The sequence below is a fragment of the Leclercia sp. 119287 genome (assembly GCF_009734485.1).
GTDB lineage: Bacteria > Pseudomonadota > Gammaproteobacteria > Enterobacterales > Enterobacteriaceae > Enterobacter > Enterobacter adecarboxylatus_C.
Genome location: NZ_CP046445.1, coordinates 3052434 through 3074378 on the forward strand (window position 1 = coordinate 3052434; position 21945 = coordinate 3074378).

Here is a 21945-nt window from a genome sequence, read left to right on the forward strand (position 1 = left end):
ATGATTTTTCTGCCTGTGATTTAGACGTGAGGATGGTAGGCAAAGAGAGCCGGCGCCCCGCCAGTATGAATAAACAGAATCGGCCCTTCATCCTTAAAGCGCTTCTGGCTGATGCCGTCGATCAGACCCGCCATCGCTTTACCGGTATAGACCGGATCCAGCAGGATCCCCTCCAGACGTGCCAGCAGTTTGACCGCCTCGGTGCCTTCGTCATTCGGCGTGCCGTAACCCGGCGCGAAGTAGTCATCCCACAGAATGATATCGGCGCTGGCGCTCACCTCCAGCTGCCGGGCCACGGCCTGCTGTAACGTGACCACTTTTGGTTTCTGGTCAGCTACGCTGCGCGACACGGTAACGCCAATCAGCTCGACGTCCGGCATCAACTGCTCCAGCCCTACCGCCAGCCCGGCATGCGTTCCTGCGCTACCGGAGGCGACCACCACCGAGGAGAGGCCCACGGCCCCTTCGCACTGCTGGGCGATCTCCAGCGCGCTTTCGACGTAGCCCAATGCCCCCAGGGCGTTCGAGCCGCCAACCGGGATCACATACGGGCGAAAGCCCTGAGCTTCAACGCGGGTGGCCAGTTCACTCAGCTGCGCCACCGGGTCGGTCAGCGCATCGCACATTTCAATCTGCACGTTGAACAGGTCCAGCAGCAGACGGTTGCCGTTGCTGAGGTAGTTTTCTGCCTTTGTGCCAATCGGGTTTTCCAGCAGGGCGATACAGTGCAGGCCCAGCTTTGCCGCAACGGCCGCGGTCTGGCGCACGTGGTTGGACTGGATTGCCCCCGCGGTAATCAGCGTGTCGGCCCCTTCCCGCAGGGCATCCGCTGCGAGGAACTCCAGCTTGCGCAGTTTGTTGCCGCCCATCGCCATCGGCGTCACGTCATCACGTTTGATAAGGATGTCGCGCCCGAGATAGTCCGATAAGCGCGGCAAATACTCCAGTGGCGTCGGGGCGCCAATAAATTCAAGGCGCGGAAAACGCGTTAGATTCTGTAATGACATGAAAACCTCCATAACCCTGTCTAAGTCTGTCTATTTTTATTATGCACGTTGCTGGCGAGGAAATAAAAAAGGCGCTTATCAAAGCGCCTTTTTTTGCATTCAACTGCTTACTTTGTGACGTCTGCCCCGAACCATTTCTCGGAGAGCGCTTTCAGGCTGCCGTCTTTCTGCATCTCAGCAATCGCACCGTCGACGGCTTTCACCAGGTCGTCGTTGTCTTTGCGGATCGCAACGCCAGCTTCCTGACGGGAGAAGGCATCACCAGCAACCGCGAGGGTGTCTTTGGTTTTCTTCACCAGATCCAGCGCCGCCAGGCGGTCAACCAGAATGGCGTCGATACGGCCTACGCGCAGATCCTGGTATTTGGTCGGGTCATCATCATAGGTACGGATATCGACGCCCTGCACGTTCTGGCGCAGCCACTCTTCGTAGTTGGTCCCCAGACCGACACCGACTTTTTTGCCTTTCAGGTCGGCAGCAGATTTAATGGTGCCTTCGTTGCCTTTCTTCACCAGCGCCTGGATACCGGAGACGGTATACGGGGTGGAGAAATCATATTTTTTCTTACGCTCGTCAGAGATGGTGACCTGGTTAATCACCACATCAATACGTTTGGAGTCCAGCGAGGCCAGCATGCCGTCCCATTTGGTCGGCTTCAGCGACGCTTTCACGCCGAGGTGTTTCGCCAGCTCTTCGGCGAACTCCACTTCAAACCCGGTCAGTTTACCGTCGTCACCCTGGAAGCTGAACGGAGGATAAGTGCCTTCCAGCCCAACCAGCAGCGTGCCGCGCTCTTTGACTTTATTTAACAGACCTTCTGCCGCGAACGTTTTCACGCTCATACCGGCTACCAGCGCAACGGCCATTACACCCATCAGCGCCTGACGACCCAGAAGTGCAAATTTCATACTTACCCCGATATCATTGGAATTTTGATTGTAGTGTAGGGCGTTCGGCCGCAAGGTCAAACACGACTGCGCTACATGTTATTCATTTTTAATATATATCAGAAGTTGTTTCGCGGTGGACTTTCTGCTTCGGCGTCACCGGCATTTGCGTTTTAAATTGCGCATACTTGCGCAGCGCAATCCGATAGTTGTTGGTGCTGGTCGCAGGCAGCCACGGCTCGAGATTCTCATCCAGATAGCCGCTGGTCAGTAAATCACGGGAGATACGCTGCGTGGTCAGATGCTGGCCCAGACGACGCAGACGCACGACATATTCGCGCACCGTGCCATGGCTCATCTCTGTTTGCTCAAACAGGAATTGCTTAAAGCCGATGATATCGAAAAAGTCGCTCTGCTCTTTACAGTGCAGATCGCCACAAAAACGACATAACGCCACCCACTCCTGTTGCTCTTGCTGCCATCCGGCCTCATCCAGCAGGGTGTCGAGACGGGAAATCGCAATTTTATTGACGATTTCGCCGCGACGAACCAGCGTGATGCGATCGAGCAGCTTGTGGCAATGGGCGCAATGCGTCTGGCTGTGTTTAAAATCTTTCAGGTAGCGGCTTAATGGCCGTCTTTTTGATTGCTGCACCGTCATGATAACTCCTGGTTGTCAATACGTTGTGCGGCACTTAACGGGTGATATAAATCACCTATAACTTACCCAGCTTGGTACGTAAGCGTTTAATGGCCTGGCTGTGCAGCTGGCTAACCCGCGACTCCCCTACTTCCAGCACGGCACCAATCTCCTTGAGATTGAGCTCCTCCTGGTAATAAAGAGTCAGCACCAGCTGCTCGCGTTCCGGTAAAGCTTCGATGGCTTCCATCACGCGCTGGCGCACATTGCCTTCCATTAACTGGTGCAACGGGTTTTCCTGCTGATGATCGTCCGTCACCAGTTCGATGCTATCGCCATGCTCTTCGCGCCACTCGTCATAGGAGAAGAGTTGGCTATTGTTGGTATCGAGCAACATCTGGCGATAGTCAGCCGTTGAGATCCCCAGACGCTCCGAAACTTCCGTTTCCGTTGCGTTACGTCCGAGCTCTTGTTCCAGCTGCCCCATTGCTTGCGCTACTTCGCGTGCATTGCGTCGAACGCTGCGCGGCACCCAATCCCGGCTGCGCAGTTCGTCGAGCATCGCACCACGAATACGCTGTACTGCGTAAGTCGTAAATGCCGTTCCTTGCAGAGCGTCGTACCGGTCAACTGCATTCAATAACCCGATACCGCCCGCTTGTAGCAGATCGTCCAGTTCCACACTCGCCGGTAGCCGCACCTGAAGCCGCAATGCTTCATGACGCACCAGCGGAACATAACGCTGCCACAGCGAGTGTTTATCCATTACACCTTCAGCGGTATAGAGTGAATTCACGATAAACAGCCCTGCGTTAGTTGAGTTATCGGCATGATTATCCGTTTCTGGAGGGTTTTTAATCGTGTGAATAGGGGGGGGAATGGGGGGTTATTTGGGGGTTATTGGTTTTCTGGAAAGTAAAAAACCCCGCCGGAGCGGGGTTTGAGCATCGTCAGGCGATTAGCCCTGCAGCAGAGACAGAACCTGCTGAGGAACCTGGTTAGCTTTAGCCAACACGGAGTTACCGGCCTGCTGGATGATCTGCGCTTTAGACATATTTGACACTTCGGTCGCATAGTCGGCGTCCTGAATACGGGACTGCGCTTCAGACAGGTTGGTGGTGGTGTTGTTCAGGTTGGTTACCGCAGAATCCAGACGGTTCTGGATAGCACCCAGTGAAGAACGGAATTTGTCGATGGAGCTGATCGCATCATCCAGTGCTTTCAGTGGATCGGCAGTTGCAGTTCCGGCGCTGGTAGCATCAGTGGTCAATTTGCCAGAAGAATTCAGATTAACCACTGCGCCAGTAGTTGGCTTATACTTAGCATCATCAATTACTGCATTCGCGCTATTTTTAGCAGCAAAATCTGCAATCGTAACTTCGCCAGTATCTTTGTTGACTGCATATGAGGTTGTGTACTCTTTAGTTTTGGTAATTGCACCCTCAGCATCTGTATAAGTATCAGTAGATGTACCATCAGTAAAGGCCAAGGAGCTAGACATAACACCTGACTTCATGCCAACTGTAGTAGCTGTGCCAGCTGAAGCAGTCTCGGCAAGAACAACATCTTTACTTACAGTGGCTTTATAGGTGATATTGCCAGAGACGTCGTCAGTAAAATTAGTAGGGGTATTTGATGGGTCAGTACCTTTAGCAATACCATAGTCAGTACCGTTGAAGCTTAAGGTGCCACCTGATCCACTAAATGAAGAACCTACTTTGACCAAATCTGCTGTTGTTGCAGCAATAGTACCTGCTCCCGCAGCATTAGTAGTCAGGTTACCTGCTGTGTCAATAAATGCTTTTTCACCACCGATAGTAATTTTACCATCAGAATCAGTGTCGAAATTAACAGTGCCGTTATTAGTAGTCCAGGAACCGCTAACTAATTTACCCGTTTCAGCTTTAAGACTAGCAGTCAGCGCAGCACGGGCAGTCGAGTCTCCCGCTAAACCAGTAATAGTTTTACCCGTGGTAAAACTATCATTCGCAGCATTATAGGTATAATTAGTAGTAACACCTCCTTTAACTGTTGAAACAGTATCCCCATCAGCTAGCTTAGCGAATGCTGCCTTAGTGGTGAGTACAGTGTTACTAGTTGTAATATCGTAATAACCGTCGTCGGATTGTTGAGTACCGCCTGCAGCAGTAACATCACTTACAGTGGCAGCTTTATTCGCTATAGAACCTTTGCCATTTACGTTAAAACCATTCAGACCCAGTGTATCAGAATCAATTTTTTTCAGATCAATAGTTATGGTCTGACCATCGTTTGCGCCAACCTGGATTTTCATGGAGCCGTCTTTTGCCAGCACGTTCACGCCGTTGAACTGGGTCTGACCGGATACGCGGTCAATTTCGTCCAGACGGGATTTGATTTCGTCCTGGATAGAGTCCTGGTCCTGCTGAGAGTTAGTCCCGTTCTGAGATTGAACAGTAAGTTCACGGATACGCTGCAGGTTGTTGTTGATTTCAGACAGTGCGCCTTCAGTGGTCTGCGCAACGGAGATACCGTCGTTGGCGTTACGAGAAGCTTGAGTCAGACCTTTAATGTTAGAGGTGAAACGGTTAGCAATCGCCTGGCCAGCAGCGTCATCTTTTGCGCTGTTGATACGCAGACCGGAAGACAGACGCTCAATGGCAGTAGACATTGAAGACTGGTTTTTGTTGATGTTGTTCTGAGTGATCAGCGAGAGGCTGTTGGTATTAATGACTTGTGCCATGATTTCGTTTCCTGTTGTTCATCAAATCTTGAGTTAGATTTGGGTTTCCACCCTTCGGCTTCTTCGCCGTCAAGAGTGTTATCGTCTGGTCCAAAACAACCTTTAGAATTTTTTTACGAATCTCATGATTTTTTTTAGTCACGGAAATACTCCTCTCTATTCCCGCTTTTCTCGCCATTAAAAAAAGAAATAAACCGTAAACTTTGTTCCGTTAACGCCGATAACCCCTTTATTCGTTTTACGTGTCGTTACTTTAAGGAACTAAAATGGCAAGTATTTCTTCGTTGGGAGTCGGCTCTGGTCTGAAGTTAGGTGATATTCTGGATAGTCTGACCGCCGCACAAAAAGCGCAGTTGACCCCGATCTCTAATCAGCAGTCTTCCTATACGTCAAAACTTAGCGCTTACGGCACGATGAAAAGCGCCCTGGAATCTTTTCAGACCGCCAATACCGCATTAAGTAAAGCCGATCTGTTTACGGCCACGACGACGACCAGCAGCAGCACGGCATTCAGCGCGACCACCACAGGCAGCGCGCTGCCCGGGAAATACACCATTGAAGTCACGCAGCTTGCCAAGGCGCAAACCCTGACAAGTGGCATACAGAAAGACAATAAAGCGGCCCTCGCCACCAGCGACAGCAAGATCACGATTCAGCAAGGCGGCGATAAAAAACCGGTCACCATTGATATCAGCGCGGCGAACTCCTCGCTGACCGGGATCCGCGACGCGATCAACAAAGCCGATGCCGGCGTCAGCGCCAGTATCATTAACGTCGGCAACGGTGAATATCGCCTGTCTATCAGCTCGAAAGAGACCGGTGAAGACAATGCGATGACAATTAGCGTCAGCGGAGACACCGCGCTGCAGGCGTTTATGGGCTACAACGGCACCAAAGGCGACGGTAGCAATGGCATGGAAGAGAGCGTGACCGCGCTGAATGCCGAGCTGAAGGTCAATAACGTTGATATCGTAAACAGCAGCAATACCATCAGCGATGCGCTGGAAGATATTACCCTGAACCTGAGCGACGTCACGACCGGTAACCAGACCTTAACGATTGCTACCGACAACACTAAAGCGACAAAAGCGATTAATGACTGGGTGACGGCCTATAACGCGCTGCAGGACACCTTCAGCAGCCTGACCAAATATACCGCCGTCGATGCCGGGGCCGATGCCCAGAGCAGCAGCAATGGCGCCTTGCTGGGTGATACCACGTTACGCACCATCCAGACTCAGTTAAAGAGCCTGCTGAGCAGCTCCGTGGGCGGTTCCACCATTAAAACGCTGTCGCAGGTAGGGATCACCACCGATCCGGATAGCGGCAAGCTTGAAGTGAATGCGGACAAACTGAGTGCGGCGATGAAAACCAGCGCCTCCGGGATTAAAGATCTGCTGATTGGCGATGGAAAGACGACCGGTATCACTACCACCATTGGCAAAAGCACCACCAGCTGGCTCTCCAGTACCGGCATTATCCAGGCCGCAAAAGATGGCGTCAGCAAAACGCTGAACAACTTAACAACGCAGTACAACGCAGCCAGCGCACGAATCGATACGATGGTCGCGCGCTACAAAGAGCAGTTTACCCAGCTTGACGTGATGATGAACTCGCTGAACTCCACCAGCAGCTATCTGACTCAGCAGTTCGAAAACACCAGCAGCAAAAATTAATCTGAACCGAGGGGATTAACATGTACGGCGCAAAAGGCACGCAAGCCTACGCAAAAATTGAGGTTGAAAGTGCGGTGATGAGTGCCAGCCAGCAGCAGCTGATTATCATGCTGTTTGATGGTGCGCTCAGCGCGCTGGTCCGTGCGCGTCTGTTCCTGCAGGACGGTAACATCCCGGCAAAAGGCCAGGCGCTTTCCAAAGCCATTAACATTATCGAAAACGGGCTGAAACTGGGCCTGGATGAAGATAATGGCGATGAGTTAACACAAAACCTGATTGGCCTTTATGCCTATATGGTCCGCCGTCTTCTGCAGGCGAATGTGCGCAATGATGTCAGCGCCATCGAAGAAGTGGAAAACCTGCTGCGCAATATCGCAGACGGCTGGAAGGAAGCGGCCGGCTCGCCACATCTGATTCAGGACGCCGTCTAATGACCACAGCACCGCAACTCTACACCCTTTATCAGCAGTTACTTGATCACAGCAAGTTAATGCTGCGGCTCGCCAGTAATGGCTTGTGGGATGAACTGATCGCCTGTGAAACCGATTATGTTAATGCGGTGCATACGCTGGCACGTGTCACTCAGGAATCTGAACTCTCTCTGCAGTTACAGGAGCAGCTCAGGCCCACCCTGCGTGGGATCCTGGATAACGAAAGCCAGGTCAAAGCGCTATTGCAGAGCCGGATGGATGAACTGTCAAAAATGGTGGGCCAAACGTCCATCCAAAAATCAGTTCTCTCCGCCTACGGCAAACAGGGTGGCCACATTCTGGTGCCCCAGGCGACTCAGGAATAGCGATTATCCTGACGTACGAAAAGGTTTCGCTTCGTACGTCAGGCATTTCTGCAAACTGTATTCCATACTAGAGATCCGCGATCTCATGGAAACGGTTCATGAAAAACCCCACTCTCTTACAATTTTTCCACTGGTATTACCCTGACGGCGGTCAACTCTGGCCGGAAGTGGCCGAGCGCGCCGATCTTCTCAACGATATCGGTATTAACATGGTCTGGCTGCCCCCGGCGTATAAAGGGGCGTCCGGTGGTTACTCCGTCGGTTACGACTGCTACGATCTCTTCGATCTCGGCGAGTTCGATCAAAAAGGATCCATCCCCACCAAATACGGCGACAAAGCCCAGCTGCTGGCCGCTATCGGGGCGTTAAAGCGCAACGACATCGCGGTGCTGATGGACGTGGTGGTCAACCACAAGATGGGCGCCGACGAGAAAGAGGCCATCCGCGTCCAGCGGGTCAACGCCGACGATCGCAATCAGATCCACGACGAGATCGTCGAGTGTGAAGCCTGGACCCGCTACACCTTCCCGGTGCGCGCCGGACAGTACTCGGAATTCGTCTGGGATTACAAATGCTTCAGCGGCATCGATCATATCGAAAATCCCGATGAAGACGGCATCTTCAAGATCGTTAATGATTACACGAGTGATGGCTGGAACGATCAGGTCGATAACGAGATGGGGAACTTTGATTACCTGATGGGCGAAAACATCGATTTTCGTAACCGTGCGGTGACCGAGGAGATCAAATACTGGGCGCGCTGGTTGATGGAGCAGACCCAGTGCGACGGCTTCCGTCTGGATGCGGTGAAACATATTCCGGCATGGTTCTATAAAGAGTGGATCGAGCACGTGCAGGAAGTCGCGCCGAAACCGCTGTTTATCGTGGCGGAATACTGGTCTAAAGATGTCGATAAATTGCAGCACTATATCGATCAGGTGGATGGACAAACCATGCTGTTTGACGCCCCGCTGCACATGAAATTTCACGAAGCCTCGCTGCAGGGGCGTGATTACGACATGAGCCAGATCTTTACCGGCACGCTGGTAGAAGTCGATCCCTTCCACGCGGTGACGCTGGTAGCTAACCACGACACTCAGCCGCTACAGGCGCTGGAGGCCCCGGTCGAAGCCTGGTTTAAACCGTTGGCCTACGCGTTGATTTTGCTCCGGGAGAACGGAGTACCGAGCGTCTTCTATCCCGATCTGTACGGTGCCAGCTATGACGACACCGGCGGTGACGGCGAGATGTACCATATCGAGATGCCGGTGATTGAACAGCTCGACCAGCTGATCCTCGCCCGCCAGCGTTTTGCCCACGGCGTTCAGACCCTGTGGTTCGATCACCCTAACTGCATTGCTTTCAGCCGCAGCGGCACCGATGAGGATCCGGGCTGCGTGGTCGTGCTCTCGAACGGCGATGAGGGTGAAAAGACCCTGACGCTGGGTGAGAACTACGGCAACAGAAGATGGAAAGATTTTCTCGGCAACCGGGAGGAGATCGTCACCACCGACGAAACCGGCACCGGCATGTTTACCTGCAACGGGGGCAGCGTCAGCGTCTGGGTCATAGAGGCGGCATTGTAAGTGGTGAAAAGCCGGGCGGCGCTACGCTTGCCCGGCCTACATATCGCTTATGGCAGCTTACTTTCCAGCGGGTTTTTACTCAGATAATTTGTGCACTCAACGGTGGGCCGCTCGACGCGCTGCAGAATCATTCCGTCATACTCAATGGCGGAGCCTTCCCTTTCCAGCGGGTAGATATCCAGTTTGCTGGTGACGTTATAAAAATCATCCGAGCGCAGCATGATTTTACCCGGCACGGCCACCACGCGCTGCCACTGGCGGCAGTCAAGGGTATCCCCCTCTTGCGTCACCACCAGCGTGGCGATCGCTTCCGGACTGACCATTCTGCTTTGCGGCCCTTTCGACTGCCAGTACCCCGCCAGTTCGGCCGGGACAGGATGCTTGATCACGTCCTGATAACGGTCGACCTGCACACAGCCGGTTAACGCCAGCAGCCCCGCCATCATTGCTATTTTTTTCATCATTTTTCCATTTATGCAGAAAAAAACAGTGTGGCATTAAAGCGAGACTGGTGCCAGCACCAGAGGAACTAAACCTGCATACTCATGACGTCCTGATACGCCTGCATCAGCTTATTACGCACCTGAATGCCCATCTGCATCGATACCGACGCTTTTTGCAAATCGGTCATCACATCGTTGAGACCAATGCCCGGCACGCCCATGGTGAATTTTTCGCCCTGCACGCGCGCCGCGGTTTGCGTGTCGCTGATCCGGTCCAGCGCCGCATGCAGTTGACCCGCGAAGCTGACCGTCGACTGCACGTCAGCCACGTTCTGATTACGGGCGGTCATTGCCGTTGCCTGCAACTGGCTAATGACGCCTTCAATCCCCTGTATTGCCATGACTTTCCCCTGATGGATTTTTACGCGCTCAAGAGTACCAGTCTGTCAATGAGATAAAGGCGCTAAATAGCGTTAAAAAACCAGGTTATTTGACCCATAGAAATTCCCGTTTCATCAAATAATGGCACAGCCATGATTATGGAATTTTTGTTGTGTTTGCCGACCCGGGAGTCTGTTTTGTTTCTCCACACGAATAATGAAATCCACGATGAGCCACGAGGTGCGCTATGAGTGCGTCAGCAACATCCAGCCCTCAAACTAAATCTCTCGAATGGATGAGCCGCCTGCGCGCGAACCCTAAAGTGCCGTTGATCGTGGCAGGTGCTGCCGCTATCGCTATTGTTGTCGCGATGGTCTTATGGGCCAAACAGCCTGACTATCGCACGCTGTTCAGCAATCTCTCGGACCAGGATGGCGGCGCTATCGTCACCCAGTTAACCCAGATGAACGTCCCCTACCGTTTCTCGGATAATGGCGGCGCGCTGGAAGTCCCTGCCGATAAAGTTCACGAACTTCGCTTACGTCTAGCCCAGCAAGGTCTGCCGAAAGGCGGCGCGGTAGGCTTTGAACTGCTGGATCAGGAAAAATTCGGTATCAGCCAGTTCAGCGAGCAGGTTAACTACCAGCGCGCGCTGGAGGGCGAACTGGCCCGCACCATCGAAACCCTCGGCCCGCTGAAAAGTGCCCGCGTGCACCTGGCAATGCCAAAACCGACCCTGTTTGTCCGCGAACAGAAAGCCCCTTCGGCCTCCGTTACCGTCAATCTGCAGCCTGGCCGTGCGCTGGATGAAGGGCAGATCAGCGCCGTGGTCCATCTGGTCTCCAGCGCCGTAGCGGGTTTACCGCCGGGTAACGTGACCCTGGTGGATCAGATGGGTCGCCTGTTAACCAAATCCAACACCAGCGATCGCGATCTGAATGACGCGCAGCTGAAATATGCCACCGACGTGGAAAACCGCGTTCAGAGCCGTATCGAAGCCATCCTCGGCCCGATTGTCGGGACCAGCAACGTTCATGCCCAGGTCACCGCGCAGATCGATTTTGCGGATAAAGAGCAGACGGAAGAGCAGTATCGTCCGAACGGCGATGCCGCTCAGGCCGTGATGCGTTCGCGTCAGGTGAATGAAAACTTACAAATCGGCGGCCCGAACGCGGGCGGCGTACCGGGTGCGCTCTCTAACCAGCCAGCCCCGGCCAATACCGCGCCGATTAATGCCCCGGCGCAGAACCAGCAGAACGGACAGCAGGGCGCGCAGCAGCAAACCGCAGCGGCGGCCAACGCTGGCCCGCGGACCAGCAGCCGCAACGAAACCACTAACTACGAAGTCGATCGCACCATCCGTCACACCAAAATGAACACCGGTGATGTGCAGCGTCTCTCCGTGGCGGTCGTCGTCAACTACAAAACCCTGCCGGATGGTAAGCCCCTGCCGCTGACCACCGAGCAGATGAAGCAGATCGAAGACCTGACCCGTGAAGCCATGGGTTATTCAGAGAAACGGGGCGATACCCTTAACGTCGTGAACTCGCCGTTCAGCGCCGTTGACGATACCAGCGGTGAACTGCCGTTCTGGCAGAAGCAGGCATTTATCGAGCTGCTGATTGAAGCCGGTCGCTGGCTGCTGGTGGTGATTGTTGCCTGGCTGCTGTGGCGTAAAGCGGTACGTCCGCAGCTTGTACGCCGCGCAGAAGAGGCCAAAGCGCTGCAAGAGAGAACCCTGCTGCGCGAAGAGACGCAGGAAGCGGTGGAAGTGCGCCTCAGCAAAGACGAACAAATGCAGCAACGCCGTGCTAACCAGCGCATGGGCGCTGAAGTAATGAGCCAGCGTATTCGCGAAATGTCAGATAACGATCCGCGCGTCGTGGCGCTGGTCATTCGCCAGTGGATGAGTAACGAAAATGAGTAACCTTACCGGAACGGATAAAAGCGTCATCCTGCTGATGACCATTGGCGAGGACCGGGCGGCAGAGGTGTTCAAACACCTCTCCCAGCGTGAAGTGCAGGTTCTCAGCTCGGCGATGGCCAACGTGCGTCAGATCTCCAACAAGCAGCTGACCGAAGTGCTGGCGGAGTTTGAACAGGAAGCCGAACAGTTTGCGGCGCTCAACGTCAACGCCAACGAATACCTGCGTTCAGTACTGGTCAAGGCGCTCGGAGAAGAGCGCGCCGCCAGCCTGCTGGAGGATATTCTCGAGACCCGCGATACCGCCAGCGGTATCGAAACGCTCAACTTTATGGAGCCGCAGACCGCCGCCGACCTTATTCGCGACGAGCATCCGCAGATCATCGCCACTATCCTGGTCCACCTCAAGCGTGGCCAGGCGGCCGATATTCTGGCGCTGTTCGACGAACGTCTGCGTCACGATGTGATGCTGCGTATCGCCACCTTCGGCGGCGTCCAGCCGGCGGCGCTGGCGGAACTGACCGAAGTACTGAACGGTCTGCTCGACGGCCAGAACCTCAAGCGCAGCAAAATGGGCGGCGTGAGAACGGCAGCAGAAATTATCAACCTGATGAAAACGCAGCAGGAAGAGGCCGTCATTACCGCGGTGCGCGAGTTCGACGGCGAACTGGCGCAGAAAATTATCGACGAGATGTTCCTGTTCGAAAACCTGGTCGACGTGGACGACCGCAGTATCCAGCGCCTGCTGCAGGAAGTGGACTCCGAATCGCTGCTTATCGCCCTCAAAGGCGCCGAACAGCCGCTGCGCGAGAAGTTCCTGCGCAACATGTCCCAGCGTGCGGCGGATATCCTGCGCGACGACCTTGCCAACCGTGGCCCGGTGCGTCTGTCTCAGGTGGAAAACGAACAGAAAGCGATCCTCCTTATTGTGCGTCGTCTGGCCGAAACCGGCGAGATGGTGGTAGGCAGCGGCGAGGATACCTATGTCTGATGAACTGCCGTGGAAGGTCTGGACGCCGGATGACCTCTCCCCTCCTCGCGCGGAATTTGTCCCTGCCAACCTCGACTCCGACGGGATGGATGAGGAGAACGCAGAGCCTGAACTGAGCGAAGAGGAGCTGCGCGCGCAGCAGCTGGCGCAGATCCAGATGCAGGCCCACGATCAGGGCTACACCGCCGGCGTAAACGAAGGCCGGCAGAAAGGTCACGACCAGGGCTATCAGGAAGGGCTGGCCCAGGGGATGGCGCAAGGGTTAGAACAGGCGCGCTCACAGCAGGCGCCGATCCATGCCCGGATGCAGCAGCTGGTCAGCGAGTTCCAGAATACGCTGGACGCGCTGGACAGCGTTATCGCCTCGCGCCTGATGCAGATGGCGCTCGAGGCGGCACGTCAGGTGATCGGCCATACCCCGCCGGTAGATAACTCGTCGCTGATTAAACAGATCCAGGGTCTGCTGCAGCAGGAGCCGCTGTTCAGCGGCAAACCACAGCTGCGCGTCCACCCGGACGATCTGCAGCGAGTGGAAGAGATGCTCGGCGCGACCCTGAGCCTGCACGGCTGGCGCCTGCGCGGCGATCCCAGCCTGCATCACGGCGGCTGCAAAGTCTCTGCCGATGAAGGGGATCTGGACGCCAGCGTGGCAACCCGCTGGCAGGAACTGTGCCGCCTGGCAGCACCGGGAGTCATCTGATGACCGCACGCCTCACCCGCTGGCTCAACAGTCTCGACAATTTTGAAGCGAAGATGGCGCAGCTGCCGTCCGTTCGCCGTTATGGCCGCTTAACCCGCGCCACCGGCCTGGTGCTGGAGGCGACCGGCCTGCAACTGCCGCTGGGGGCCACCTGCATTATCGAACGCCAGGACGGGAACGAGATCCGCGAAGTCGAGAGCGAAGTGGTTGGCTTTAACGGCCAGCGTCTGTTCCTGATGCCGCTGGAAGAGGTGGAAGGCGTTCTGCCCGGCGCGCGCGTTTACGCCAAAAACCTATCCGCCGACGGACTGCACAGCGGCAAGCAGTTGCCGCTCGGCCCGGCGCTGCTCGGGCGGGTGCTGGACGGCGGCGGTAAACCGCTCGATGGCCTGCCCTCCCCCGATACCGCCGAAACCGGGGCGCTGATCACGCAACCCTTTAACCCGTTGCAACGTACGCCGATCGAGCACGTGCTGGATACCGGCGTGCGCCCGATCAACGCCCTGTTGACCGTCGGTCGCGGCCAGCGTATGGGCCTGTTTGCCGGCTCCGGCGTCGGCAAATCGGTGCTGCTCGGGATGATGGCCCGCTACACCCAGGCCGACGTTATCGTGGTGGGGCTGATTGGCGAGCGTGGCCGTGAAGTCAAAGATTTTATCGAGAACATCCTCGGTGCCGAAGGGCGCGCCCGGTCGGTAGTGATTGCCGCCCCGGCGGATGTCTCTCCCCTGCTGCGTATGCAGGGTGCCGCCTACGCCACGCGCATCGCGGAAGATTTCCGTGATCGGGGTCAGCATGTCCTGCTGATCATGGACTCCCTGACCCGCTATGCGATGGCGCAGCGTGAAATCGCCCTGGCGATCGGTGAACCGCCGGCGACCAAAGGCTATCCGCCTTCGGTATTTGCCAAATTACCGGCGCTGGTTGAACGCGCCGGTAACGGCATCAGCGGCGGCGGCTCGATTACCGCGTTTTATACGGTTCTGACCGAAGGCGACGATCAGCAGGATCCGATTGCCGACTCGGCGCGTGCGATCCTCGATGGTCACATCGTCCTGTCGCGCCGTCTGGCCGAAGCGGGCCACTACCCGGCGATTGATATCGAAGCCTCGATCAGCCGCGCAATGACGGCGCTGATTAGCGAGAAGCACTATGCCCGCGTGCGTAACTTTAAGCAGCTGCTCTCCAGCTTCCAGCGCAACCGCGATCTGGTCAGCGTCGGCGCCTATGCCAAAGGCAGCGACCCGATGCTCGACAAGGCAATAGCCCTGTGGCCGCACCTTGAGGCGTATCTGCAACAGGGTATTTTTGAAAAAGCCGACTGGGAAAGCTCGATCCAGGCTCTGGAGATGATTTTCCCGCAGGTGTAACAGAATAGAGGGCGAATGTCATGGCACAACACGGCGCATTAGCCACGCTGAAAGATCTGGCCGAGAAAGACGTTGATAATGCCGCACAGCAGCTTGGCGCGATGCGCCGCGGGCATCAACAGGCGGAAGAGCAACTGAAGATGTTGATCGACTACCAGCATGAGTATCGCACCAACCTCAACACCGACATGGCCCAGGGTATCGGCAGCCAGCGCTGGATTAACTATCAACAGTTCATCCAGACGCTGGAGAAAGCCATAGATCAGCATCGCCAGCAGGTGTTTCAGTGGACCGAGAAGGTTGACCGGGCCCTGAACTTCTGGCGTGAGAAGAAGCAGCGTTTACAGGCCTGGCAAACCTTGCAGGATCGCCAGCTTGCCGCAGCAACCCTGGCGGAAAGCCGTCTCGATCAGAAAAAAATGGATGAATTTGCCCAGCGCGCAACAATGAGGACACCGGAATGATCACCCTTCAACAACTGCTTTCGGGCGACACCGACCTTACGGGCGGCGTCCGGGGCGGAAAAGCGGCCGACGGCGCGCAGGACTTTCTTGCCCTGCTGGCGGGCGCGTTAAGCGATGCCAAAGGCCAGGGCAAAGAGGCCGGGCTGACGCTGAACGATCTGCAGACAGCGGGCGGCAAGCGGGCAAGCGTGGCGCTGAAAGCCGACGCCATCGATGCTGATACCGACGCCGGAAAGCTGGCCGAACTACTGGCGCATCAGGATCTCAGCGTCACCGACGAGGGCGTCTCCCAGCCCGGTCTGAGCACCGGCCTGCTGCCCGCGCTTAAAGGCGACGTACTGAAGAGCCTGACCCAGGCGGCCAAAGAGGCCGACAGCAAAACCGAGCTTAGCGATGACGAGCTGGCGGGATTAAGCGCCCTGATGGCAATGCTGCCTCACCAGCAGACGGCCACCGCCGCCGCACCTCAACCGGTGAGCGCCGGGGGCCTGGACGTTGATGCAACCCTGACCAGCGATCGTGGCCGTCAGCCTGCGCTGGATACCGATGCCCTGCGCAGCGCCAAAGCCGTAGCCCAGGATAAAGATGCGGCATTAGCCTCCGACTCTCAGCTGACGCCAGCCGTTGCCGCGTCCACCACAAAGCAGGCGGCAGAGAGCGCGCCGTCCCCGACCGGGCCAACCGTCACTATGGGGCCGATTGTCAGCAATCTTACCTCGGCGCAACCGACCTTTGCCGCAGCGCCCGTGGTCAGCGCCCAGCTGGGCAGCAACGAGTGGCAGCAGACCATCAGCCAGCACATCACCCTGTTCACCCGCCAGGGCCAGCAGAGCGCCGAGCTGCGTCTGCATCCGGAAGATCTGGGTCAGGTACAAATTACGCTCAAGCTGGATGATAACCAGGCGCAGCTGCAGATGGTGTCAGGCCATAGCCACGTTCGTGCGGCGCTGGAAGCGGCCCTGCCGGTGCTGCGTACCCAGCTGGCGGAAAACGGCATTGAGCTGACGCAAAGCAGCATCAGCAGTGAAAACTTTAATGGCCAACAGCATGCCTCCTCTCAGCATCAGCAGCAAACTTCCCGCTCCGGCGCGCCGGGCGGATTTGATGAAGAGAGCGATGAGCTGCTGGCAGTGCCTGCCTCCCTGCAGTCCGCGGCACGTGGAAACAACGCTGTCGATATCTTCGCCTAAACCTAAACGCCAGAGGTAGCGTGATTATCCCCGTCTTTTCGACCCTTTGACGGCGAGCGGACACGGGATAATCACCCCATTAGCAGTCCCGAAACAGGAAGCACGAATCAGATGACTGACTCCGCCATCACCAAGAAAAGTAAGCGTTCCATCTGGATCCCGCTTCTGGTGTTAATTACGCTCGCCGCCTGCGCTACAGCAGGTTACAGCTACTGGCGCATGAATAAAGCACCGTCAGCCGCAGCCAAAGCGGAGCCACCACCGCCGGCGGCCCCGGTCTTTTTCGCACTGGATACTTTTACCGTTAATCTGGGTGATGCCGAGCACGTGTTCTACGTGGGCATTACGCTGCGTCTGAAAGACGAGGCCACGCGCGCCCGTCTGAGTGAATATCTGCCGGAAGTGCGCAGCCGTCTGCTGCTGCTGTTCTCGCGTCAGGATGCCGCGCAGTTGTCTACCGATGAAGGTAAACAAAAACTGGTGGTAGACATTAAGCAAACGCTGGCCGCGCCTCTGATAAGCGGTCAACCTAAGCAGGAAGTCACTGACGTTCTGTATACAGCTTTCATTCTGCGGTAACGACATGGGCGACAGTATTCTTTCTCAGGCGGAAATCGATGCGCTGCTTAACGGCGACAGCGATAAGACCGACGATCCAAAACCGGGTAAAGTGGGCGAAAGTGACATTCGCCCCTACGATCCCAATACCCAGCGTCGCGTGGTGCGCGAGCGTCTGCAGGCGCTGGAGATCATCAACGAACGTTTTGCCCGTCAGTTCCGTATGGGGCTGTTTAACCTGCTGCGTCGTAGCCCGGATATCACCGTCGGCGCGATCCGCATTCAGCCGTATCATGAGTTCGCCCGTAACCTGCCGGTACCGACGAACCTCAACCTGATCCATCTGAAACCCCTGCGCGGCACGGGTCTGTTCGTCTTCTCGCCAAGCCTGGTGTTTATCGCCGTGGATAACCTGTTCGGCGGCGACGGACGTTTCCCGACCAAAGTGGAAGGCCGCGAGTTTACCCATACCGAACAGCGCGTCATCAACCGCATGCTGAAGCTGGCCCTTGAAGGCTATAGCGACGCGTGGAAAGCGATTCATCCGCTGGACGTGGAGTATGTCCGTTCCGAGATGCAGGTGAAGTTCACCAACATCACCACCTCACCAAACGACATCGTGGTTAACACCCCGTTCCACGTGGAGATCGGCAACCTGACCGGTGAGTTCAATATCTGCCTGCCGTTCAGCATGATTGAACCGCTGCGCGAAGTGCTGGTGAACCCGCCGCTGGAAAACTCCCGCCATGAAGATCAGAACTGGCGTGAGAACCTGGTGCGCCAGGTACAGCACTCCCAGCTGGAACTGGTAGCGAACTTTGCCGACGTCCCGCTGCGTTTATCGCAGATCTTAAAATTAAAACCCGGCGATGTGCTGCCGATCGAAAAACCCGATCGCATCATTGCCCATGTGGATGGCGTGCCCGTGCTGACCAGCCAGTATGGCACCGTGAACAATCAATACGCGTTACGCGTTGAGCACCTGATTAACCCGATTTTGAATTCTCTGAATGAGGAACAGCCCAAATGAGTGATATGAACAATCCGTCCGATGACAACAACGGAGCACTGGACGATCTGTGGGCTGAGGCGTTAAACGAACAAAAAGCACCGGCCAGCAAAAGCGTTGCCGATGCGGTATTCCAGCAGCTGGGCGGCGGTGACGTCAGCGGCACGCTGCAGGATATCGATCTGATTATGGATATCCCGGTCAAGCTGACCGTGGAGCTGGGTCGTACCCGAATGACCATTAAAGAGCTGCTGCGCCTGACGCAGGGTTCCGTGGTGGCGCTGGATGGTCTGGCCGGTGAGCCGCTGGATATTCTGATCAACGGCTACCTGATTGCCCAGGGTGAGGTGGTGGTTGTCGCCGATAAATACGGCGTGCGTATCACCGACATCATCACCCCGTCCGAACGTATGCGTCGTCTGAGCCGCTAAACATGAAGACCCAGGCCACCGTCTCTCAACCCTCTGCAGTGCCCGGTTCGCCGCTGCTGCAGGTCAGCGGTGCGCTGCTGGGGATCATTGCTTTTATTTTGATCGTCGCCTGGCTGGCAAAACGCGTCGGCCTGGCGGGTAAAACTGCCGGTGCGCGCGGGCTGAAGCTTACGGCCAGCACCTCGCTGGGGCCGCGCGAACGCGTGGTGATCGTGGAAGTGGAAGACGCCCGGCTGGTGCTGGGTGTGACCGCCTCGCAAATCAATATCCTGCATACATTGCCGCCTGCGCTGGTCTCTGAAGGAAGCAGCCCAGAGGTTCCACCGGATTTTCAGTCCGTGATGAAGAGTTTGCTTAAGCGTTCCGGGAGATCGTGATGCGCCCTGTTTTATCCCTTGCGCTTGCAGGCCTTGGCCTGTTTGCTCCCGCCGTGTACGCCCAGTTGCCAGGCCTGATCTCCACGCCGATGGCCGGGGGCGGCCAGAGCTGGACCCTGCCGGTTCAGACGCTGGTGTTTATCACCTCGCTCACCTTTATCCCGGCAATCCTGCTGATGATGACCAGCTTCACCCGCATCATCATCGTCTTTGGTCTGCTGCGTAATGCCCTGGGCACCCCTTCGGCACCGCCGAACCAGGTTCTGCTCGGTCTGTCCCTGTTTTTGACCTTCTTCATTATGTCGCCGGTGATCGACAAGATTTATGTCGATGCGTATCAGCCGTTCAGCGAAGACAAGATCTCAATGCAGGTGGCGCTGGAGAAAGGGGCGCAGCCGCTGCGAGAATTTATGCTGCGTCAGACCCGCGAATCAGACCTGGCCCTGTTTGCCCGTCTGGCCAACGCCGGGCCGATTCAGGGTCCGGAAGCGGTGCCGATGCGCATTCTGCTGCCCGCCTACGTCACCAGCGAGCTGAAAACCGCCTTCCAGATTGGTTTTACGATCTTCATTCCGTTTTTGATTATCGACCTGGTGATCGCCAGCGTGCTGATGGCGCTGGGGATGATGATGGTGCCTCCGGCAACCATTGCCCTGCCCTTCAAGCTGATGCTGTTTGTGCTGGTGGACGGCTGGCAGCTGCTGGTCGGCTCGCTGGCGCAAAGTTTCTACAGTTAAGGAGCGCGCAATGACGCCAGAATCGGTCATGATGATGGGCACGGAAGCGATGAAGGTCGCGATCTCCGTTGCCGCTCCCCTGCTGCTGGTGGCCCTGGTCACCGGTCTGATTATCAGTATCCTGCAGGCCGCCACGCAGATTAACGAAATGACCCTGTCATTTATCCCGAAAATCATCGCCGTGTTCGTGGCGATCATTGTTGCCGGGCCGTGGATGCTGAACCTGATGCTGGATTACATGCGTAATCTGTTTACCAACCTGCCGTACATCATCGGCTAGCTATGCTGCAAATCACCAGCGATCAATGGCTTGAGTGGCTCGGCCTCTACTTCTGGCCCCTGCTGCGCATTATGGCCCTGATCTCCACCGCGCCGATCTTCAGTGAACGGGCGATCCCCAAGCGGGTAAAAATCGGCCTTGGCATTCTTATTACCATCATCGTTGCCCCGAGCCTGCCGCCGGTGAACGTGCCGATTTTTTCGGCCCCGGCGTTGTGGGTTGGGCTGCAGCAGATCCTGATTGGCGTGGCCATCGGCTTTACCATGCAGTTTGCCTTTGCCGCCGTGCGTACTGCCGGAGAGCTGATCGGTTTGCAGATGGGCCTGTCATTCGCCACCTTCTTCGACCCGGGCAGCAGGCTTAACATGCCGATCATCGCCCGTATTATCGACCTGCTGGCAATGCTGCTATTTCTGGCCTTTGATGGTCATCTGTGGCTGATTTCAATACTGGTGGACACATTCCATAGCCTGCCGATTGGCGGCGAGCCGGTGAACAGCAACGCCTTTATGGCCCTGACCCGCGCGGCCGGAATGATCTTCCTTAATGGCCTGATGCTGGCGCTACCTGTTATCACCCTGCTACTGACCGTCAACCTCGCGCTGGGTTTACTGAACCGTATGGCTCCCCAGCTCTCGGTGTTTGTTATTGGTTTCCCGATCACCCTGACCGTCGGTCTTTTGCTTATTTCCCTGCTAATGCCCCTTATTGCACCTTTCTGCGAACGCTTATTCAGTGAGGTATTTAATCTGCTGAGCAATATCCTGAGCGAACTGTCGACAAAGTAATAACCCCTGTGTTTTATATTGTCTCTTTGAGGATATTCCTAAAATAAGAATTGAGAAACATCTGCCAGGATATATCTGGTGCGGCCTGAATGTTTTTACCCACCTCACAATATTAAACATTTACTTTACTTTAAGATGTTTCCTGGCAAATTATACGTAACTTTACGGGATAGTGAGTTCGCCTGAAAGTCCTTGTAATGCTCACAGGTAATTATTTATTCCATCCCGTATGGCTGTTATAGAGCTCTCAGGCCGATGGTAAATTATCGTTATGCATTGAGTGAGGGTATGCCATGTCAACGATCATTATGGATTTATGCAGTTACACCCGGCTAGGGTTAACCGGGTATCTGGCCAGCAGAGGGGTAAAGAAAAAAGACATCAACGACGTACATAACGTTGACGAACTTGCCGCCGCGTGTGAGGCGCTGGCGCCAGGTGTGGTGTTTATTAATGAGGACTGTTTCATTCACGATCCTGCCAACAGTCAGCAAATAAAGCACATCATTAATCAACATCCCGGCACGCTGTTTATTGTATTTATGGCAATTGCCAATCTTCATTTCGACGAATATTTACGGGTACGTCAGAATCTTCTGATTAGTTCGAAATCCATTAAGCCCGAGTCACTGGATGACCTGGTGGGGGATTATTTAAGCAAAGAGATAAAGAATGTAGCGGAATTTAATTTTCCGACTTTATCATTAAGCCGGACTGAATCCAGTATGCTGCGAATGTGGATGGCAGGACAGGGAACCATTCAGATATCCGATCAGATGAATATCAAAGCCAAGACCGTTTCGTCACATAAAGGAAATATTAAAAGGAAGATAAAAACGCATAATAAGCAAGTGATCTATCATGTCGTCCGTCTGACAGACAATGTGACCAACGGAATCTACGTTAACCTGCGTTAACCCCCTCCCCTTTTCAATTATTCCCCGATCTCTGGCTATGCCAGAGATTTTTCCCTGCTGTAAACGGGTCG

General features: G+C 55.5%; 25 protein-coding genes. 18 read left to right on the top strand and 7 right to left on the bottom strand.

Annotation, left to right across the window (positions count from 1 at the left end; genetic code table 11):
- Window positions 1-20: 20 nt before the first annotated feature.
- The 5 genes from dcyD to GNG27_RS14800 form a co-directional block, all read right to left on the bottom strand.
- Entirely contained in the window at window positions 21-1007 is a 987-nt protein-coding gene (dcyD, locus tag GNG27_RS14780; RefSeq protein ID WP_142486291.1) for a D-cysteine desulfhydrase, read from the bottom strand.
- 107 nt (window positions 1008-1114) lie between these two features.
- On the bottom strand, window positions 1115-1915 hold the full coding sequence (gene tcyJ / locus GNG27_RS14785) for a cystine ABC transporter substrate-binding protein (RefSeq protein WP_142486292.1): 801 nt from the start codon (window positions 1913-1915) through the stop codon (window positions 1115-1117).
- A gap of 88 nt (window positions 1916-2003) precedes the next feature.
- Window positions 2004-2555 carry a flagella biosynthesis regulatory protein FliZ gene (gene fliZ, locus GNG27_RS14790; RefSeq protein ID WP_142486293.1) on the bottom strand — a complete coding sequence of 184 codons (552 nt, stop codon included), beginning with the start codon at window positions 2553-2555 and terminating at the stop codon, window positions 2004-2006.
- Window positions 2556-2610: 55 nt separating this feature from the next.
- Window positions 2611-3330, bottom strand: coding sequence for an RNA polymerase sigma factor FliA (gene fliA / locus GNG27_RS14795; protein WP_032612078.1), 720 nt, complete (start codon window positions 3328-3330; stop codon window positions 2611-2613).
- Between the two features lie 162 nt (window positions 3331-3492).
- Entirely contained in the window at window positions 3493-5256 is a 1764-nt protein-coding gene (locus GNG27_RS14800) for a FliC/FljB family flagellin (RefSeq protein WP_156264137.1), read from the bottom strand.
- 266 nt (window positions 5257-5522) lie between these two features.
- Between GNG27_RS14800 and fliD the strand changes: the two genes are divergently transcribed.
- The 4 genes from fliD to amyA all read left to right on the top strand — a co-directional run bounded on the left by fliD (window position 5523) and on the right by amyA (window position 9314).
- Window positions 5523-6932, top strand: coding sequence for a flagellar filament capping protein FliD (gene fliD, locus GNG27_RS14805; protein WP_156264138.1), 1410 nt, complete (start codon window positions 5523-5525; stop codon window positions 6930-6932).
- A 20-nt stretch (window positions 6933-6952) separates the two neighbouring features.
- Window positions 6953-7363, top strand: a complete 411-nt coding sequence (fliS, locus tag GNG27_RS14810; RefSeq protein WP_156264139.1) for a flagellar export chaperone FliS — start codon at window positions 6953-6955, stop codon at window positions 7361-7363.
- Entirely contained in the window at window positions 7363-7728 is a 366-nt protein-coding gene (gene fliT / locus GNG27_RS14815; protein ID WP_156264140.1) for a flagella biosynthesis regulatory protein FliT, read from the top strand. Before fliS ends, fliT begins: the two co-directional genes overlap by 1 nt.
- Before the next feature lie 98 nt (window positions 7729-7826).
- Window positions 7827-9314, top strand: a complete 1488-nt coding sequence (gene amyA / locus GNG27_RS14820) for an alpha-amylase (protein ID WP_156264141.1) — start codon at window positions 7827-7829, stop codon at window positions 9312-9314.
- Between the two features lie 47 nt (window positions 9315-9361).
- Here the strand turns inward: amyA and yedD are convergent, their stop codons facing one another.
- Both yedD and fliE read right to left on the bottom strand, forming a co-directional pair.
- Entirely contained in the window at window positions 9362-9775 is a 414-nt protein-coding gene (yedD, locus tag GNG27_RS14825; RefSeq protein WP_156264142.1) for a lipoprotein YedD, read from the bottom strand.
- A 68-nt stretch (window positions 9776-9843) separates the two neighbouring features.
- On the bottom strand, window positions 9844-10158 hold the full coding sequence (gene fliE, locus GNG27_RS14830; protein ID WP_142486302.1) for a flagellar hook-basal body complex protein FliE: 315 nt from the start codon (window positions 10156-10158) through the stop codon (window positions 9844-9846).
- Window positions 10159-10385: 227 nt separating this feature from the next.
- Here fliE and fliF point away from each other — a divergent pair, with 227 nt between their 5' ends.
- The 14 genes from fliF to rcsA all read left to right on the top strand — a co-directional run bounded on the left by fliF (window position 10386) and on the right by rcsA (window position 21874).
- On the top strand, window positions 10386-12065 hold the full coding sequence (gene fliF / locus GNG27_RS14835) for a flagellar basal-body MS-ring/collar protein FliF (protein WP_156264143.1): 1680 nt from the start codon (window positions 10386-10388) through the stop codon (window positions 12063-12065).
- Window positions 12058-13053, top strand: coding sequence for a flagellar motor switch protein FliG (fliG, locus tag GNG27_RS14840; RefSeq protein WP_156264144.1), 996 nt, complete (start codon window positions 12058-12060; stop codon window positions 13051-13053). The genes fliF and fliG overlap by 8 nt, the downstream gene beginning before the upstream one ends.
- Entirely contained in the window at window positions 13046-13753 is a 708-nt protein-coding gene (gene fliH, locus GNG27_RS14845) for a flagellar assembly protein FliH (protein ID WP_156264145.1), read from the top strand. Before fliG ends, fliH begins: the two co-directional genes overlap by 8 nt.
- Window positions 13753-15123 (top strand): flagellar protein export ATPase FliI, encoded by a 1371-nt coding sequence (fliI, locus tag GNG27_RS14850; RefSeq protein WP_142486306.1) that lies wholly within the window; start codon window positions 13753-13755, stop codon window positions 15121-15123. Before fliH ends, fliI begins: the two co-directional genes overlap by 1 nt.
- 20 nt (window positions 15124-15143) lie before the next feature.
- Complete coding sequence (gene fliJ, locus GNG27_RS14855; RefSeq protein ID WP_142486307.1) at window positions 15144-15587, top strand: flagellar export protein FliJ; 444 nt, start codon at window positions 15144-15146, stop codon at window positions 15585-15587.
- Window positions 15584-16777, top strand: coding sequence for a flagellar hook length control protein FliK (gene fliK / locus GNG27_RS14860; protein ID WP_156264146.1), 1194 nt, complete (start codon window positions 15584-15586; stop codon window positions 16775-16777). Before fliJ ends, fliK begins: the two co-directional genes overlap by 4 nt.
- A gap of 111 nt (window positions 16778-16888) precedes the next feature.
- On the top strand, window positions 16889-17356 hold the full coding sequence (fliL, locus tag GNG27_RS14865) for a flagellar basal body-associated protein FliL (RefSeq protein ID WP_156264147.1): 468 nt from the start codon (window positions 16889-16891) through the stop codon (window positions 17354-17356).
- Window positions 17357-17360: 4 nt separating this feature from the next.
- On the top strand, window positions 17361-18365 hold the full coding sequence (gene fliM, locus GNG27_RS14870; protein WP_142486310.1) for a flagellar motor switch protein FliM: 1005 nt from the start codon (window positions 17361-17363) through the stop codon (window positions 18363-18365).
- Complete coding sequence (gene fliN / locus GNG27_RS14875; protein WP_032612268.1) at window positions 18362-18775, top strand: flagellar motor switch protein FliN; 414 nt, start codon at window positions 18362-18364, stop codon at window positions 18773-18775. The genes fliM and fliN overlap by 4 nt, the downstream gene beginning before the upstream one ends.
- Window positions 18776-18777: 2 nt before the next feature.
- A complete protein-coding gene (fliO, locus tag GNG27_RS14880) occupies window positions 18778-19152 on the top strand; it encodes a flagellar biosynthetic protein FliO (RefSeq protein WP_156264148.1) in 375 nt (124 codons plus the stop codon).
- Window positions 19152-19889, top strand: coding sequence for a flagellar type III secretion system pore protein FliP (gene fliP / locus GNG27_RS14885; RefSeq protein ID WP_142486313.1), 738 nt, complete (start codon window positions 19152-19154; stop codon window positions 19887-19889). Before fliO ends, fliP begins: the two co-directional genes overlap by 1 nt.
- A 10-nt stretch (window positions 19890-19899) precedes the next feature.
- A complete protein-coding gene (fliQ, locus tag GNG27_RS14890; RefSeq protein ID WP_142486314.1) occupies window positions 19900-20169 on the top strand; it encodes a flagellar biosynthesis protein FliQ in 270 nt (89 codons plus the stop codon).
- A 2-nt stretch (window positions 20170-20171) separates the two neighbouring features.
- Window positions 20172-20957 carry a flagellar biosynthetic protein FliR gene (fliR, locus tag GNG27_RS14895; protein ID WP_156264149.1) on the top strand — a complete coding sequence of 262 codons (786 nt, stop codon included), beginning with the start codon at window positions 20172-20174 and terminating at the stop codon, window positions 20955-20957.
- Between the two features lie 293 nt (window positions 20958-21250).
- Window positions 21251-21874 carry a transcriptional regulator RcsA gene (gene rcsA, locus GNG27_RS14900; RefSeq protein WP_142486316.1) on the top strand — a complete coding sequence of 208 codons (624 nt, stop codon included), beginning with the start codon at window positions 21251-21253 and terminating at the stop codon, window positions 21872-21874.
- Window positions 21875-21945 lie beyond the last annotated feature (71 nt).

Excerpts from the sequence above, each read along its gene's own strand:
- dcyD (WP_142486291.1), bottom strand. The coding sequence starts at position 1,007 with ATGTCATTACAGAATCTAACGCGTTTTCCGCGCCTTGAATTTATTGGC.
- tcyJ (WP_142486292.1), bottom strand. The coding sequence starts at position 1,915 with ATGAAATTTGCACTTCTGGGTCGTCAGGCGCTGATGGGTGTAATGGCC.
- fliZ (WP_142486293.1), bottom strand. The coding sequence starts at position 2,555 with ATGACGGTGCAGCAATCAAAAAGACGGCCATTAAGCCGCTACCTGAAA.
- GNG27_RS14800 (WP_156264137.1), bottom strand. The coding sequence starts at position 5,256 with ATGGCACAAGTCATTAATACCAACAGCCTCTCGCTGATCACTCAGAAC.
- fliD (WP_156264138.1), top strand. The coding sequence starts at position 5,523 with ATGGCAAGTATTTCTTCGTTGGGAGTCGGCTCTGGTCTGAAGTTAGGT.
- fliS (WP_156264139.1), top strand. The coding sequence starts at position 6,953 with ATGTACGGCGCAAAAGGCACGCAAGCCTACGCAAAAATTGAGGTTGAA.
- fliT (WP_156264140.1), top strand. The coding sequence starts at position 7,363 with ATGACCACAGCACCGCAACTCTACACCCTTTATCAGCAGTTACTTGAT.
- amyA (WP_156264141.1), top strand. The coding sequence starts at position 7,827 with ATGAAAAACCCCACTCTCTTACAATTTTTCCACTGGTATTACCCTGAC.
- yedD (WP_156264142.1), bottom strand. The coding sequence starts at position 9,775 with ATGAAAAAAATAGCAATGATGGCGGGGCTGCTGGCGTTAACCGGCTGT.
- fliE (WP_142486302.1), bottom strand. The coding sequence starts at position 10,158 with ATGGCAATACAGGGGATTGAAGGCGTCATTAGCCAGTTGCAGGCAACG.
- fliF (WP_156264143.1), top strand. The coding sequence starts at position 10,386 with ATGAGTGCGTCAGCAACATCCAGCCCTCAAACTAAATCTCTCGAATGG.
- fliG (WP_156264144.1), top strand. The coding sequence starts at position 12,058 with ATGAGTAACCTTACCGGAACGGATAAAAGCGTCATCCTGCTGATGACC.
- fliH (WP_156264145.1), top strand. The coding sequence starts at position 13,046 with ATGTCTGATGAACTGCCGTGGAAGGTCTGGACGCCGGATGACCTCTCC.
- fliI (WP_142486306.1), top strand. The coding sequence starts at position 13,753 with ATGACCGCACGCCTCACCCGCTGGCTCAACAGTCTCGACAATTTTGAA.
- fliJ (WP_142486307.1), top strand. The coding sequence starts at position 15,144 with ATGGCACAACACGGCGCATTAGCCACGCTGAAAGATCTGGCCGAGAAA.
- fliK (WP_156264146.1), top strand. The coding sequence starts at position 15,584 with ATGATCACCCTTCAACAACTGCTTTCGGGCGACACCGACCTTACGGGC.
- fliL (WP_156264147.1), top strand. The coding sequence starts at position 16,889 with ATGACTGACTCCGCCATCACCAAGAAAAGTAAGCGTTCCATCTGGATC.
- fliM (WP_142486310.1), top strand. The coding sequence starts at position 17,361 with ATGGGCGACAGTATTCTTTCTCAGGCGGAAATCGATGCGCTGCTTAAC.
- fliN (WP_032612268.1), top strand. The coding sequence starts at position 18,362 with ATGAGTGATATGAACAATCCGTCCGATGACAACAACGGAGCACTGGAC.
- fliO (WP_156264148.1), top strand. The coding sequence starts at position 18,778 with ATGAAGACCCAGGCCACCGTCTCTCAACCCTCTGCAGTGCCCGGTTCG.
- fliP (WP_142486313.1), top strand. The coding sequence starts at position 19,152 with ATGCGCCCTGTTTTATCCCTTGCGCTTGCAGGCCTTGGCCTGTTTGCT.
- fliQ (WP_142486314.1), top strand. The coding sequence starts at position 19,900 with ATGACGCCAGAATCGGTCATGATGATGGGCACGGAAGCGATGAAGGTC.
- fliR (WP_156264149.1), top strand. The coding sequence starts at position 20,172 with ATGCTGCAAATCACCAGCGATCAATGGCTTGAGTGGCTCGGCCTCTAC.
- rcsA (WP_142486316.1), top strand. The coding sequence starts at position 21,251 with ATGTCAACGATCATTATGGATTTATGCAGTTACACCCGGCTAGGGTTA.